The 15451-nt window shown below is 65.8% G+C and carries 12 protein-coding genes; 5 read left to right on the forward strand and 7 right to left on the reverse strand.

All coding sequences use genetic code 11. From position 1 onward, the window contains the following. Nucleotides 1-16: 16 nt before the first annotated feature. From FM101_RS03170 to FM101_RS03185, 4 genes are all read right to left on the reverse strand, one after another. Nucleotides 17-838 (reverse strand): ABC transporter ATP-binding protein, encoded by an 822-nt coding sequence (locus FM101_RS03170; RefSeq protein WP_086995335.1) that lies wholly within the window; start codon nt 836-838, stop codon nt 17-19. Continuing rightward, nucleotides 835-3009, reverse strand: coding sequence for a dipeptide/oligopeptide/nickel ABC transporter permease/ATP-binding protein (locus tag FM101_RS03175; protein WP_086995337.1), 2175 nt, complete (start codon nt 3007-3009; stop codon nt 835-837). Before FM101_RS03175 ends, FM101_RS03170 begins: the two co-directional genes overlap by 4 nt. 3 nt (nt 3010-3012) lie before the next feature. Next, nucleotides 3013-3969, reverse strand: coding sequence for an ABC transporter permease (locus tag FM101_RS03180; RefSeq protein ID WP_086995341.1), 957 nt, complete (start codon nt 3967-3969; stop codon nt 3013-3015). Between the two features lie 96 nt (nt 3970-4065). Further along, the gene (locus FM101_RS03185) at nt 4066-5679 is read right to left on the reverse strand and encodes an ABC transporter substrate-binding protein (RefSeq protein ID WP_179204210.1); all 1614 of its coding nucleotides are present in this window, start codon (nt 5677-5679) and stop codon (nt 4066-4068) included. A 171-nt stretch (nt 5680-5850) separates the two neighbouring features. Here FM101_RS03185 and FM101_RS03190 point away from each other — a divergent pair, with 171 nt between their 5' ends. Then, complete coding sequence (locus FM101_RS03190; protein ID WP_241895456.1) at nt 5851-6603, forward strand: FadR/GntR family transcriptional regulator; 753 nt, start codon at nt 5851-5853, stop codon at nt 6601-6603. Here FM101_RS03190 and FM101_RS03195 read toward each other — a convergent pair. Genes FM101_RS03195 through FM101_RS03205 form a run of 3 tightly spaced genes read right to left on the reverse strand, consistent with a single transcriptional unit; the run spans nt 6600 to nt 9673 of the window. Beyond that, complete coding sequence (locus FM101_RS03195; RefSeq protein ID WP_086995344.1) at nt 6600-7097, reverse strand: GNAT family N-acetyltransferase; 498 nt, start codon at nt 7095-7097, stop codon at nt 6600-6602. The genes FM101_RS03190 and FM101_RS03195 overlap by 4 nt on opposite strands. 52 nt (nt 7098-7149) lie before the next feature. Further along, the gene (locus tag FM101_RS03200) at nt 7150-7713 is read right to left on the reverse strand and encodes an acyl-CoA thioesterase (protein WP_086995347.1); all 564 of its coding nucleotides are present in this window, start codon (nt 7711-7713) and stop codon (nt 7150-7152) included. Nucleotides 7714-7762: 49 nt separating this feature from the next. Next, a complete protein-coding gene (locus FM101_RS03205) occupies nt 7763-9673 on the reverse strand; it encodes a glycoside hydrolase family 15 protein (RefSeq protein ID WP_086995352.1) in 1911 nt (636 codons plus the stop codon). A gap of 195 nt (nt 9674-9868) precedes the next feature. On the opposite strand from FM101_RS03205, the gene FM101_RS03210 reads away from it, so the two are divergent. The 4 genes from FM101_RS03210 to FM101_RS03225 are packed head-to-tail and all read left to right on the forward strand — an operon-like array spanning nt 9869 to nt 15428. Next, nucleotides 9869-10654 carry a DeoR/GlpR family DNA-binding transcription regulator gene (locus tag FM101_RS03210; protein WP_086995355.1) on the forward strand — a complete coding sequence of 262 codons (786 nt, stop codon included), beginning with the start codon at nt 9869-9871 and terminating at the stop codon, nt 10652-10654. Further along, entirely contained in the window at nt 10651-11658 is a 1008-nt protein-coding gene (locus FM101_RS03215) for a 1-phosphofructokinase family hexose kinase (RefSeq protein WP_086995357.1), read from the forward strand. The genes FM101_RS03210 and FM101_RS03215 overlap by 4 nt, the downstream gene beginning before the upstream one ends. 2 nt (nt 11659-11660) lie before the next feature. After that, nucleotides 11661-13676, forward strand: coding sequence for a PTS fructose transporter subunit IIABC (locus FM101_RS03220; RefSeq protein ID WP_086995360.1), 2016 nt, complete (start codon nt 11661-11663; stop codon nt 13674-13676). A gap of 51 nt (nt 13677-13727) precedes the next feature. Continuing rightward, complete coding sequence (locus FM101_RS03225; RefSeq protein WP_086995364.1) at nt 13728-15428, forward strand: putative PEP-binding protein; 1701 nt, start codon at nt 13728-13730, stop codon at nt 15426-15428. Nucleotides 15429-15451: the final 23 nt, after the last annotated feature.

A 15451-nucleotide genomic window follows, 5' to 3' on the forward strand; every position in this document is an offset into this window, starting at 1 on the left:
GTGGAAGCGGGGCCGGCTAACCTGCGTGAAGCAGTGATGGAGCCGCACCCAGCAATTTGCGGGTGTAGTCATTCGTCGGGGCGTCGAAGACCTGGGCCGCGGGGCCTTGTTCGACGATCTCCCCGGCATTCATGACACAGATTCGGTCGGAGACGTAGCGGACGGTCTGGATGTCATGGGAGATGAACACCATCCCGAGGTTCAGTTCGGTCTTCAGGTCGGAGAGCAGGTTCAGTACCTGGGCGCGCACCGAAACGTCGAGCGCGGACGTCGGTTCGTCGGCCACGATGATGTCAGGGTCCAGGGCCAGTGCCCGGGCGATGGCCACCCGCTGACGTTGGCCGCCGGAGAGCTGGTTCGGGACAGCAGCTCCAGCGGACGCCGGCAGGCCGACCAGGCCGAGGAGATCGGCGGCCTTCTGGCTGCGGCTGGCCATGGTGCCGATTCCATGCACGGTCAATGGGTCCATCAGAATGTCACGGACCTGCATGCGGGCGTTCAGCGCCGTCGAGGGGTCTTGGAAGACGACCGAGACACTGCGGCCAAACTCCTTGCGCAGGGCGGCGTTGCGTTTCAGCGCGGGTTTGCCCCGGAAGAGTACCTCGCCGGAGGTCGGTGGCTGCAGTCCCACGAGGACGTTGGCCAACGTTGACTTGCCGCAACCGGATTCCCCGACGATACCGACGGTCTCACCTCGACCAATGGTGAAGTCGACACCATTGACTGCCTTGACGATCAACGGTTTGAACGCTTTTCCGGAACGGGCCCGGTGGTGGACGTGCAGGTCCTTCAGTTCGATGACCGGGACGGGCTGGCTGCTCGCTGCTGCCTGGCTCATGACTGTTCCCCCTTCGTGGTGGTTCCTCGGCCCCTGATCGTTCCGGTTTCCTGCGGGCTCGCCCAGAGGTGCCCTTCATGGCCGCCGACCGGTGTCAGAACCAACTGGCGGGACCCATCGGCTCCCGGCAACGTGGAGCGGTCAGCAAACCGATCACCGTCGGCGAAGTCGTTCGGGGACGGGACGGTTCCGGGAATCTGGTGGAGTCGTTCGGCACCGGATTCAATCGAGAGAACAGCGCCGAGCAGGCCCCGGGTGTATTCGTGCGTCGGATGGGTCAGCAGCGCGTTGACCGGACCGGACTCGACCACCTGTCCGGCGTACATGACGGTGACCCGGTGGGCCAATGAGGCCACCAAGGCGAGGTCGTGGCTGACGAAGACCATGGCAAAGCCCAATTGTTCGCGCAGCTCGTTGAGCAGGTCAACGACCTGTTTCTGCACGGTCACGTCCAGCGCCGTCGTCGGCTCGTCGCAGACCACCAGTTTGGGTGAACGAGAGAGCGCCATGGCAATGAGCACGCGTTGGCGTTGCCCGCCGGAGAGCTCGTGCGGGTAGGACTTCAAGGTGCGCGATGGATCCAACTTCACCAGTTCCAGCAGTTCCGCCGGGCTCTTGCGGCCGCCGCGCCGGGTCAGTTGGCCGAGCTGGTCCTTGATGAGCATGGCGGGGTTCAGCGAGGACAATGCGTCTTGGTAGACCATGGCGATCTGTGAACCGCGCAGGCCCTTATAGACCGTGGCGTCCCCGGCCCGGGTCCCGCCCTTGCCGTCCTCCGGCAGGAGTTCGCGGTCACCGAACCGGATCGATCCGGTGATCCTGGCGTTGTCCGGCAGCAGGCCCATAATGGCCAGCGAGGTGATGGACTTGCCGCAGCCCGATTCCCCGACCAGCCCCATGGTTTCACCCTCGCGGACGGTGAAGGAGACGTTGTCCACGATGCGCGTCTGACCGTAGCGTTCGGGGAAGCGGATGGAGAGGTTGCTGACTTCCAGCACCGTGCCTGCACCTGCTCCACCGCCCGCCAACTGCAACCGGTCGGTGCGGGTGGTTTCTACCGCGGCCAATCGGTCCAATTCCGCGGCCAGTCGTTGACGATCGGCCTCTGTCTGCCCACGGCTGCTACTTCCTGCACCGATGGCGGCCGAGAGGTCCCCGGAACCGCTGCCAGCCTCGACGTCAGGCGCGTTGGAGCCCTCGTCCTCAGCTTCGGGCGCTGTCAGTTCCTCGGTGGCGCGGCGGACGGTAGAGTCACCGGCGGCTTCGACTTCGACGCTGGCGGTATCGGAGACCTTGGTCTTGCCGCGCAGCTTCGGGTTCACGAGCGCATCGGTCATGCCCTCGGCGAGGATGTTCAACGCCAGGACGGTCAGCAAGATGACTAGACCGGCGAAGGTGGTGGCCCACCAGGCACCGTTGAGGACCAGGGTGCGCCCGTAGGAGATGACGTTGCCCCAGGAAGGGTTGGGGTCCTGGACGCCGGCTCCGAGGAAGGAAAGTGAAGCCTCAAGAATGATCGCGTCGGCCACCATGACCGTGGCGAAAACCAGGACCGGGGCCGCAGTGTTGCGCATGATGTGCTTGATCAGGATGTGGAAGCGGCCGGCACCGATGACACGTTCGGCGCGCGAGTAGTCCTCGTCCCATTGGGAGAGCACGTTGGCACGGACGACCCGGGCGATCTGTGGGGTGTAGATGATGGCGATCGCGATGATGATGACCGGGATCGAGTTACCCAGGGAGGCCAGCAGGGCGGCGGCCAAGGCGATACCGGGGAAGGCCATGAGCATGTCCATGATGCGCATGATGACCTCGTTGGTGGCCTTGCTGCTCGTCGCTGCCAGCGAACCGAGCAGCCCACCGGCCAGCAGGGCCAACGCCACGGAGCCGAGACCGATGACCAGCGAGGAGCGCGCACCGTAGAGCAGGCGCGAGAAGATATCGCGGCCCAGACGGTCGGTACCGAAGAGGTTTTCGGCACTGGGCTTCTGCGCGGGGATCCCGGAGAGCAGCGGATCGTGCGGGGCCAGAACCGGTGCGAAAATCGCTGCCAAAATGATGAGGAGCAGGAAGCCCAACGCGATCTTCGAACCGGTGGTCAGGGATGTGAAGCGGGTGGCGCCGGAGCTCAGGCGCGCCACCAGGGCATTGCGTGGTGCCAAGGGAGCCATCGTTTACACCGTCCTAATGCGGGGGTTGATCAAGAGGTACACGAGGTCCACCAGGATGTTGACCAGCACAAACGTCACGGCGATCGCCAGCACCACCCCCTGGACCAGATTGGTGTCGTGGGCGGTGATGCCGTTGAGGATGAGTTGGCCCATCCCCGGCAGGGAGAAGATCATTTCGATCACGACGGCCCCGCCCAGGAGGTAGCCGATCCGTAGTCCCAGCACGGTCACCGGGGTCACCAGCGCATTGCGCAGGACGTTGCGGCTGATCACTTCGTTGCGCGGTACGCCGTTGCCGATCGCTGTGCGGACGTAATCCTTATCCAGTTCCTCCACCATGGAGGTACGCACCACCCGGATCAGCGAGGCGGAAACGGGAATTGCCAGGGCGAAAGCTGGCAGCGTCATATGCGCCAGCCACCCACCCAACCCTTCTCCCGGGCCCGCCATGCCGCCGGAGGGGAAGAGTGGGTTCTTGCCCAGCGCCAGCCACTGGATGAGCAGAATACCGAGCCAGAAGGACGGCGTCGCCACGGCTGCAATGGAGAAGACACGAATCAGCTGATCGGGCAGCCGATCACGGTAGAGCGCCCCGAGAACACCGAAGACCAGCGAAATCACCACGGCGATCAGCACGCCGAAGGCGGTGAGTTGCAAGGTGAGCGGGAAGGCCTGCGCGATCATCCCGGCCACCGGACGTGACGGAGGGGTGGTGACCCCAAAGTCCAGTGTCAGCAGCCGGCCCAGGAAGGCGACGTACTGGACGGGCAGTGAAAGGTTCAGACCGCGTTCGGCCCGATAGGCTTCCTTGGCTTCGGAGCTGGCTCCCTCACCGAGGGCCTGGGTGGCCTCGTCGCCGGGGGAGAGTTTGAGGATCACGAACACGAGGAACGTGACGCCCAAGATCATGAGCGGAAGCGCGGCAAGGCGGCGCAACAAGAGTCGCAGGAGGGTCCCCACGGTTGAACTCCCATGTGTCGGGGAAAGATGTGCTCAAAAAAAGTCGGCACGAGGTGCCGCCGGACGTTCGCCGGCGGCACCCCTGCCGGGGCGGCGCTAGGCCGTGGGGGTAACCCCGAGGAAGGAGACGCCGGTGGTCGGCAGCGGCTCGAAGCCCTCGAGTTTGTCTTCGTCCCAGGCGGTCGGCAGCTGGCGGTGGAAGATCGGGTACAGCGGCGCCTCCTCGGCGAGGATGTTGATGACCTCGCTCCAGGCGGCTTCCGCCTTCGCCTCGTCTTCAGCCGTAGCGGCCTCGTCGAGCTTCTTCTGGACCGCCTTGTACTCGGCGGTCTTATTCCAGCGGAAACGGTTCTTGGGCCATACGTCGCCCCGGTAGAACCAGCTCAACAGCAAGTCCATGTCGTTACCGAAGACCGAAGGGTCACCGGGTGCTGCCACCACCGAGAACTTGCCGGAGTCGACGTTCTCGTCATAGAGGGCTCCGGACTGCAGGCTCCGCAAGGTGACCTTGACGCCAGGGATCTTATTCCAGGACTCCAGAATCAGCGGGGCAACGTCCTTGACCCAGGAGGTATCCGTGGTCAGCAGCTCAAATTCGAGCTTATTGACGCCGGCCTCCTTGAGCAGCGACTCGGCCTTGGACTGGTCGTAGCCGTACACCGTATCGGCTTCCACATACTGCGGGTGGGTGTCCTGGACGTAGGAGGTGGCCGGCTTGGCGTTGCCTAGCAGCGCGGTCTTGATGATCGACTCGGTGTCCATGCCGTAGTGCAGCGCCTGGCGGACCTCCTTCTTGTCGAAGGGGGCCTTGGTGCAGTTGAACATGAGGAATAGGAGCCCGAAGGACTGGACCGATTTCACGGTGATCTTTGAATCCAAACGGTCCACGTCGAGGTAGGGAACGTCCTCGATGGCCGCGACGCGTCCGGATTCGGCGGCCGTGACCCGGGCCGCGGCGTCCGAGAGGAGGTACCACGTCATATCGGCAGCACCTGCGGGGTACTTGCCGTTGTAGTCGTCGAACTTCTTGAAGACGATCTTGTCGTCCTTGGTCGCCGAGACCAGCTGGTACGGGCCCGAGCCAATGGGCTTGGCATCGAAACCTGCTTGGTCCTTGGACGCGATCTTCTTCGGGACGATCTTCACCACCGAGATGCGGGTGGCGAACAGCGGGAAGGCGTATTCGAGGTTGAACACCACCGTGTCCTCACCCTTGGCCTTGACGGACTTGATGAACGGCACGAACTGGGCGAAGAGCGAAGCATTCTTGGGGTCGAGGACGCGCTCGAAGGAGTAGACGACGTCGTCCACGGTGACGTCATCGCCGTTGTGGAAGGTCGCGCCGGAGCGGAGTTTGACCTCCCACGTTGTCTCGTCCACTTCCTTCGGTTCGGCTGCCGCCAGCGCCAGGTAGGGCTCACGGGTTGCCGGGTGGAGGTCGACCAGACCTTCGAAGATATGTAGATTCGCGGCGAAGGGGGTGGCGCCCGAAGACGTCATCGGGTCGAATCCCGTCGAGAGGGCGTAGGAAATGCCTGCCTCGATCGTGCCCGTGCCTGCCGCCGCGGAAGCTGCTCCGGCTCCTGCGGAATCGGGGCTGCTGCAGGCGGCAATACCAGCCGAGAAGGCTGCTGCGACACCCATCAAGCCGGAGACCTTGAGGAAGTTGCGTCGGCTGCCTTCGGTGGCCGCCAGGTTGTTGAGGGGCACGTTTTACCTCTTCTGTACGGTAGAAGTCGGACGTAGGATGTCCGACGTATTCATGTAGACTGTAAGCGTCATCACAGACAATGGTCAAGTGGTGTCGCCCACACTTCGTCAGTCATCAACGAGCGGGCCATTTACACCGGATCGCTCCCTCCCCGGGAAAGGAAGCCTGCCTTGAGTGCTCCTGCACGTCACACCCGACTCGGCGCCCAGGAACGTCTGCGCGCCTTGACCACGGATCTCATGGACCTGATCATCGACCGCGGCCTCAGGGCCGGGGATGCCCTACCCACCGAGGCAGTGCTAACGGAGGAGCTCGGCGTAGGCCGCAATACCTTGCGCGAGGCCATCAAGGTCCTCCAGGCCCTCGGTGTCGTGGAGATTCGGCACGGGTTCGGTACCTTCGTCGCCGGCAACAACCTGGTCGCCCTGGCCGATAGCCTCACCTTCCGGGGACGGATGTCGTTACGCCATAAGGGCCACGAGGCGCACGAACTCGTCGAGGTCAGGCAAGCCCTCGAGTCCGGTCTGATCGGCTCGGCCATCGACGCCCTCGATGAGAGTCGGCTGGACGAACTGACGACCCTGGTCGTCCAGATGGAAGCCCACGCCCTCGATGGGCGGACCTTCGTCGAGATCGACCAGGAGTTCCACCGCCTGCTGTTTTCCTGTCTGGAGAACGAATTGTTGACCAACCTGTTGGGAGTCTTCTGGCAGGTTTACCGCACGATCCACGAAGCCATCGACAGCCTGGGCGGCAATACCCCGGGGACCACCCTGACGGAAACGGCTCAAATCCACCGCGACATCCTCAACGCGGTGCGGTCCAAGGACAAGCCGGCAGCCGCGCGGTTGATGCATCGCCATTTTGATGGCATCCGCGGACAACTCGCCGAATTCGCTCTTGAGGCCCCGGCCCCGGCCTAGGCGACCGAACGAACGTAGCGCAGATCGGGCCCTTCGCCGGGGTCGAGCACGAACCCCTGGGATTCCAAAACCCGGATCGAGGCTTGGTTTCCGGGCAGGACCCTGCCGAGCAGCTCCCGATCTCCGAACACCGACCGGATCGGTGCCAGTGCCGCGCCGAGCATCCAGCTGGCGACCCCCCGCCCCCAGGCGTCGGGGCAGACCCAATAACCAACTTCCACGACAGCGCCACGACGCGAGGAGACCACCAGCCCCACACGGCGGCCAGCTTCGAGGCCAATGAACCAACGCACGGCCGCCGGATCACCGCCCGGTAGCGCTGCCAGCGCTTCGGTCACGCGTCGGCGCACGTACTCGGGACTCCAGGTGGCCCCGTTGCCGACATATCGTGTCACTCGTGGATCGGTGGCCAGCATCGCCACAAACGGCTCATCGTCGGCGGCGAAGGGGCGGAGGGACCGCGATGCAGGAGCCGTCGCCAGCAGATCGTTCATGCGCCGATTTTTGCACCAGAGGCTTGCTGTTGTCCACGAAGCGGCACCGCGGCTAGCTGCGGACCCGCCGACCCCACGTGTGGGGGGCGGGTTTGCGCGCCCCGGGGAGCGCCGTCGATTCGCGCCACCGCGTCGCCCACTCCGGCAGGTGCAGGTCCTCGGGCACCGCGGCACCGAAGGCCGAGAGGATCTCTTCGTTGGTCAGCGGCCCCTGGCGCCCCAGCAGGCGGGTGCAGATCAGGGCACTGACATAGATTTCGCCCCCGGCGACGATCCGCTGCTCGAAATAGATGCTGCGCTCATCCGTGCCGGCAATACGTGTTTCAACGCTGAACTTCTGGTTGAAGACCACCGACTTCCTGAAGGTGATGGTCTCCGCCTGGACCACCGGGGTCCAGCGACGACGCCTCATCGTGTCCCACGCTCCGGCGCGGACCATCAGGTCGAATCGCCCGAGGTCGAAGATCGAAAAATACATGCCGTTGTTGATATGCCCGGCGACGTCGATATCGGTGAGCAGGGCACGCATCGGCATCGAATCGACGTCGAACAGATCAAGTTTCGGCCGGCGGCGGGCCTGCAGGAGCATGAGCAGGAGGCGGAAAATCATGTGCATATGCTCATGTTACCCGCGGGTAACCACTTCGTCACTCCCCGTTGACGACTCAGCGATTGCGCAGGGAGTACCCGTTGATCGCATCCGCTGCCCGGATCAGGGTCAGATGCGAGAAGGCCTGCGGGAAGTTCCCGGCCATTCGCCCGCTGACGGTGTCGTATTCCTCGGCGAGCAGACCCAGTCCGTTGGAATATCCCACCAGCTGGTCCATCAGCCGCCGGGCGTCCTCGATCCGCTCCGTCCGGGCGTACTGCTCCACCAACCAGAACGAGCAGGCTAGGAACGGGTGTTCGTCGCCGGCCAGCCCGTCATGCCCCGCCGACGTCCGGTACCGCAACAGCAGTCCCGACGCGTCCATGAGATCGCGCTCGAGGCGCTCCACCGTCCCGAGCATCTTCGGATCGTCGTATTCGATGAAACCCACCTGGGGAAGCACCAGCAGCGAAGCGTCCACCTCGGTGTCCCCGTAGGTCTGCGTGAAGCAGTTCTCCTCGGTGTTGAAGCCCTGCTCCATGATTTCCTCATGGAGTCGATCGCGCAGCTGCGCCCACGAGGCGTCATCGCCGTCGAGCCCGTGTTCACGCACCGCCCGCACGCCACGGTCGAACGCGGCCCACATCATCACCCGCGAGTGGGTGAAGTACTGCAGGTCCCCGCGCATCTCCCAGATGCCGTGGTCCTTATGTTCGAAATGCTTCTCGACGTAGCCGAGCAGGGTCTTCTGCAACGGCCAGGAGAAATGGTCCTCGACGCCACCGATGTTCCGCAGTTTTTCCAGCGCCACGAGCACCTCACCGACGACATCGCCCTGGTATTGGTCCACAGCACCGTTTCCAACGCGTACCGGCAGCGATCCCTCATATCCCGGCAGGTGGTCCAGATCGCGTTCGGGCAACCGCCGTTCCCCGGCCAGCCCATACATGATCTGCAGGTCCTCGGGGTCACCGGCGACGGCACGTAGAAGCCAGTCACGCCATTTCAGCGCTTCCTTCTCGTAGCCGTGGGTCATCATCGCTTCGAGGGTCAGGGCGGCATCGCGCAACCAGCAGAAGCGATAGTCCCAGTTCCGTTCACCTCCGAAGTCTTCAGGAAGTGAAGTCGTCGGTGCCGCGACGATCCCTCCCGTGGCCTCATGGGTGAGCGCCCGCAGTACCAGAACCGAGCGCTTGACCACGTCGTGGTAGGAGTCCTGGGTCGGGATATCACGGGACCAGTGCTGCCAGTAGGCGACGGTCTCCTGGATACTTGCTCCGGGATCGATCCGCGAGGGGACCTTGCGGTGCGAGGGGAACCAGCTCAGCTCGAAATCGACAGCTTCGCCCGCCGAAACGATGAAGTCACCGACGTGGCGGTGGTCCTCACCATGGGGCAGCCGGTCGCCATGCAGGACCATGGCGTCGGGGCCGGCCATTGCGACGATCGACGTCACCCCGGTGGATTCGTCTTCGTGCCGCCGAACCCAGGGGATGACCGATCCGTAGCCGAAGCGGAAGCTGATCTCCTGGTGCATGGTCACACTGCCGACGAGGCCTTCGACCCGGCGCACGATCGAGGCCCTACGGGCCCCGACAGGCATCAGATCGGTGACGAGGACCTGACCTTCGACTGTTTTCCAGAGGGTTCTGAGCACGAACGTGGAGTCGATGTAGGTGCGCTGAACGACGACGGGGCGCCCGTCATCGGCCGGGTCGCCTGCAGATTCTGCATCGGCGACACCAGCAGCCCGCGCTGCCTTGACGCGTTCGGAGCGCCGGGCCGGATGGTCTGGTTCGCAGTCATCTGCGGCACCGGCGGGGGCCAGCAGCCAGCGACCATGCTCGGAGTCGCCCAGCAGGGAGGTGAAGGCCGCATCGGAATCGAAGCGCGGGAAGCAGAGCCAGTCGACACTGCCGGATTCGGACACCAATGCGCCGGTGCGCTGGTCGGAAAGCAGTGCGTAATCTTCGATTAAGGAGGCCATCACCCTAGCCAACCGCAGCACGAACGCCGAGGCAAGCCGCTGATGGGGCAGAGAGCGACAGCAAGCAGAGACATTCTTCACCAAAGCCCGTTTATGTTGGTATCTCTTTTTATCTGTTGACTTCTGGTTAGAGCACCCCCTAAAGTCAACGAAACACAGATAAGTTGTGATGAAGGCCACCGAAGGGAAAGCGCCATGTTCGCCGAGGAGCGACACCGTGTGATGGGCGACCGCGTCGCCAGCCAAGGCCGGGTCACCGTCGCCGAGCTGGCCCAGCAACTGGACATCACGCGTGAAACCGTTCGCCGGGATCTGGCCCAGCTGGAACAGGAAGGGATCCTACGACGCGTCCACGGCGGGGCGGTAGCCACCCGGACCACCAGCACCGTGGAGGAAAGTTTGAGCGTCAGGACGTCGCTGAACCACGAGCAGAAATCCCGCATCGCCGCCGCCGCCGTGGAACTGCTGCCGGCGGGTGCCACGTCGGTGGTCCTCGACGCGGGAACGACGACGGAACTGTTCGCCCAGGCCATGGGCTCCAGCCTGGGCACTTCCCGTGCCGCGGATTTATTGGTCCTCACACATTCCGTACCCGTGGCCTACCGGGTGGCCGCCAGCGGTTCCTTCCAGCTCGAAGTCATCGGAGGTCGGGTCCGCGCCCTGACCAGCGCCGCGACCGGCGCATCAACCATTGACCAATTCCGCGCCCTGCGCCCGGATATCGCCTTCATCGGTGCCAACGGCATCGACGCCGACTTCGGGCTCAGCACCCCCGATCCGCTGGAGGCCGCGGTGAAGTCAGCGATCGTCGCCTGCGCGCGCCGCGTCGTCGTCTTGGCTGACTCCAGCAAACTCGGTGAACAGACCCTCATCCGCTTCGCCGCACTGGACCAGGTGGACACCCTGGTCACCGACACGGCCCCCGGCCCCGATCTGGCCGCCGCCCTGGAGCGGGCCGACGTGGACGTGACCCTGGCATGATCACCACCTTTACCGCCAATCCCAGCCTGGACCGAACCATCGATCTGGGCGCCATGCTGATCCGGGGCGCCGTCCAGCGAGCCCTCCGAGCCGACGCACAGGCTGCCGGAAAAGGGGTCAACGTCGCCCGGGGGCTCGTCGCCGCCGGGGTCCCGACATTGGCCGTGCTCCCCGGGGACGCCACGGACCCCGTCGTGATCGGTCTGGGCGTCGATCAGCTGCCGCACCGGGCCCTGCCCATCGGACAACCACTGCGCAGCAACGTCACGCTCACCGAACCCGATGGAACCACCACCAAGGTCAACGAACCGGGCCCCACCCTCGGTCCCGCACAACAGTCGACCCTCACCGAAGCCCTGGTCCGGACGGCGAACGGCTCCTCCTGGGTGGTGCTTGCCGGTTCGCTGCCTCCCGGCCTGCCGACCGACTACTACGCAAAAATAGTCGCCCATCTGCATGAGGTCCTCGGCGCAAGCCGGCCGCTGCTCGCCGTCGACACCTCGGATGCTCCGCTCAGCGATCTATACGCCGGATCCGGCCCGCTCCCGGACCTGATCAAACCCAATGCCGAAGAACTGGCCAGCCTGGCCGGGACCCACAACGCCGCAGAGTTGGAGGCCTCGCCCGAGCTGGCAGCCAGTGCAGCCCGCCAGCTAGTTCAACGGGGAACCGCTGCCGTCCTGGCGACCTTGGGCGCCCAGGGCGCGGTACTCGCCACCGTCGACGGGGCCTGGTGGGCCACCCACCCACCGGTGCGGGCCCGCAGTACCGTCGGCGCCGGGGATTCATCCCTCGCCGGCTACCTCATCGCCCACGATCGCGGCGCCACACCGCCCGAATGCCTCCGATCCGCTGTCGCCTACGGTGCGGCAGCGGCATCCCTCCCCGGTTCGCTGATCCCCACCCCGGAGCAGACCTCGCCGGAATCCGTCACCGTCACGCCTCTGACCGCCGCACCCACCGGCCAGCTGCTGGCCTCATCGACCCAAACTCCCAAGGAGTAAGCATGTCCGAGCTCATCACCGAAGATCTCGTCCTCCTGGACCGCGATCTCGGCCCCACCAGCGCCGACGTTATTCGAGCGCTCGCGGCGGTCGTCACCGAGACGGGCCGCGCCACCAGCGCGGAGGACCTGGCCGCGGACGGCATCGCCCGCGAATCCAAGACCGCCACCGGCGTCCCCGGCGGCATCGGCATCCCGCACTGCCGTTCGGCGGCGGTCACCGAGGCCACCCTGGTGATGGCCCGCCTGTCCCCACCCGTTGATTTTGGCGCCAAGGACGGAACCGCCGATCTGGTGTTCTTCATCGCCGCCCCCGAGGGAGCCGACCAAGAACACCTGAAGCTGCTCGCCAAACTGGCCCGCTCCCTGGTCAAGAAGGACTTCACCTCAGCACTGCGTTCAGCCGGAAATCCCTCCGAGATCGTGGAGCTGGTCCAGGGCGCCATTTCCCCGGCACCGACCCAGCCGGCGGTCAGCACCGCGAACACGACGGCACCAGCAGCCGCAGAGCCGGCCGCCCGCCGTCGTACCCTGGTTGCCGTGACTGCCTGCCCCACGGGGATCGCCCACACCTACATGGCCGCCGACTCACTCGTCGCAGCGGCTGCCGAAGCGGGAGTGGACCTCCAGGTGGAGACCCAGGGTTCCGCCGGCTCGACCCCCTTGGACCCGGCAGTCATCGCCGCGGCGGATGCGGTGATCTTCGCCGTGGACGTCGACGTGCGCCATAAGGACCGCTTCGCCGGGCTCCCCGTCATCCAGGTTCCCGTGAAGCGAGGCGTGGACGAGCCGGCCAAGCTCGTCGCCGATGCCCTGGCCGCAGCTGACAACCCGCAGGCCCGCCGGGTACCGGCAGGGACGGGCACCTCCGAGACGGACGGCCAGTCGGGCCAGGGCCACGAGCGGATCGGCGCTGCGCTGAAGCGTTCGCTGCTGACCGGCGTGAGCTACATGATCCCGTTCGTCGCTGGCGGTGGCCTGCTCATCGCCTTGGGCTTCGCGATCGGCGGGTACGACATCACCGACGTCGCCGACAAGGTCAGTCTGCAGAACAACCTGTTCAACCTGCCCGATGGCGGCCTGCATATCTACCTGGGCGCCGTGGCGTTCAAGATCGGCAGCCTGTCGATGGGCTTCCTCGTCCCGGTCCTCGCCGGCTACATCGCCTACGCGCTGGCGGACCGCCCCGGTCTGGCGCCGGGCTTCACCGCTGGAGCCGTCGCCGGCTTCATGGGTGCCGGCTTCCTGGGCGGCATCGTCGGCGGCCTGCTCGCCGGTGTCATCGCCCGCTGGATCGGCAACTGGCGGGTCCCGAAGCTGTTGCGCGGACTGATGCCCGTGGTGATCATCCCGCTGATCGGCTCCATTCTGGCCTCCGGCGTCATGTTCCTGTTCCTCGGCGGGCCCATCGCGGCCCTGAGCAACGCGTTGAACAACTGGCTCTCCGGCATGTCGGGCTCCGCAGCGGTACTGGTGGGACTCATCCTGGGACTGATGATGGCCGTTGACCTGGGCGGCCCGGTGAACAAGGTCGCCTACGCGTTCGCCGTCGCCGGCCTGGGCACGGGTTCCGTCACCAACCAAGCCCCCTGGGAGATCATGGCCGCGGTCATGGCCGCCGGCATGGTGCCCCCGCTGGCCATGGCCCTGGCCACCGCCCTGGACAAGAAGCGGTTCACCACTGCCGAGCAGGAGAACGGCAAGGCGGCCTGGCTGCTCGGCGCCGCCTTCATCTCCGAGGGCGCCATCCCGTTCGCTGCCTCCGACCCGCTGCGCGTCATCCCCGCCAGCATGCTCGGCGCAGGCGTCACCGGCGCCCTGGTGATGGGCTTCCACGTCACCAGCCAGGCCCCGCACGGCGGCCTGTTCGTCGCTTTCGCGATCGGCAACCTGGCCATGTTCATCGTCTCGATCATCGTGGGCATGATCATCTCCGCCCTGGCCGTCCTGGCCTTGAAGCGCTACGCGGTGAAGGGCAAGCCCGCCGTCCGGGACCAGCGGGTACCGGTCTCCGCCTAGGCGCAACCACCCACGACACCCCCAGAACACCACAGCAGTAAGGACAGGCAGATGAGCACCCTTCACGGAATCGGCGTCAGCCCCGGCCGCATCCTGGGCCCGGTCCGCCGCATGGCAGATGCCATCGACTCCCCGCAGGACACTGATGCCTCGGTACGCCAAGCTCCCGGCTATGTCGAGGACTCCACGGCCCGGTTGAAGCAGGCGGGACAGGCCGTCGCCGCGGGCCTGCGCGCCCGGGCCGAACAAGCCGATCCTGCCGGGGCCGACGTCCTTTCGGCGACCGCACTGATGGCCACCGACTCGATGCTGCACAAAACCGCAGGAAAGGCTCTGGCCGCCGGCCGCGGGCTCGAGCCGGCCATCTGGGAGGCAGCAGAAACGGTGGCGGCAATGCTGACGTCGTTGGGTGGCTATATGGCAGAACGGGCTGCCGACGTCTACGACGTCCGTTCGCGCATCATCGCCGAACTCCGCGGGGTCCCCGCGCCCGGGATCCCCGATTCGGCAACAGAATTCATCCTGCTGGCCCGGGATCTGGCGCCCGCCGACACCGCCACCTTGGATCCGGTCCGCGTCATCGCCCTGGTCACCAGCGAGGGCGGCCCCCAGTCCCACACGGCCATCCTGGCCCGCGCCTTGGGCATCCCCGCGATCGTCGCAGCCACGGGAGCGGAATCGATCCCCGAGGGCACCGATATTTATGTCGATGGTGCCGCAGGCACCGTCTGCACCGCCCCCGGGGACGAGCAGCGTGTTGCGGCCCAGGCCTTTGCTGCGCGGGCCCCCTTGGAGATCTTCGACGGTCACGGTACGACGGCGGATGGTCGCCGGGTGCCTCTGCTGGCCAATGTCGGTGGCGGGGCGGATGCCGGCGCCGCGGCCGCCGCCGGGGCCGAGGGCGTGGGGTTGCTGCGCACCGAATTCTGTTTCCTGGGCCGGGACACCGAACCCGGGCACGATGAGCAGGTCGCCGCCTACGGGGCGGTCTTTGCCGAGTTTCCTCGGAAGAAGGTCGTGGTGCGGACGTTGGACGCCGGAGCCGATAAACCGCTGCCCTTTCTCACCGATGCCAGCGAACCGAACCCGGCACTGGGTGTGCGGGGGTTCCGTACCGATACCGGGGCCCCGGGGGTCCTCGCCCGGCAGTTGGCGGCGATCGCCGAGGCAGCGGCAGCCCATCAGGCCCAGGTGAAGGTGATGGCTCCGATGATCTCCACAGCCCAGGAGGCTACCGACTTCGCTGCCCTCTGCACCGTAGCCGGGCTGCCGGACTCCGGGATCATGGTTGAGGTTCCTTCCGCAGCGGTACGTGCCGCATCGGTGCTGCGTCCGGTCGCCTTCGCCTCGATCGGGACCAATGATCTCACCCAGTACACGATGGCCGCCGACCGTCAGCTAGCCCCCTTATCCGCCTTGAACGATCCCTGGCAGCCGGCCGTCTTGGAACTCATCCGGCTCACCGTCTCCGGTGCCGAAGCCGCAGGAACATCTTCCGGCCCGATCCCACCCGTGGGTGTCTGCGGGGAGGCAGCCGCAGACCCGGCCCTCGCCGTCGTCCTCGTGGGATTGGGGATCGCTTCACTCTCGATGACCGCCCGGGCCCTGGCCCCCGTTGCCGCCGTCCTGCGGACCGTCACCTACGCACAAGCTTCCGGCTTGGCCACCCTGGCGTTGGAGGCCGAAGGCCCAGCCCAGGCCCGCACGGCAGTGCGCTCGGCCCTACCGATACTGGACGAGCTTGGACTCTGACCACCTACCATCCGCACCACCAC

Origin of the sequence: Arthrobacter rhombi, assembly GCF_900163545.1 — a bacterium.
Classification (GTDB): domain Bacteria; phylum Actinomycetota; class Actinomycetes; order Actinomycetales; family Micrococcaceae; genus Arthrobacter_H; species Arthrobacter_H rhombi_A.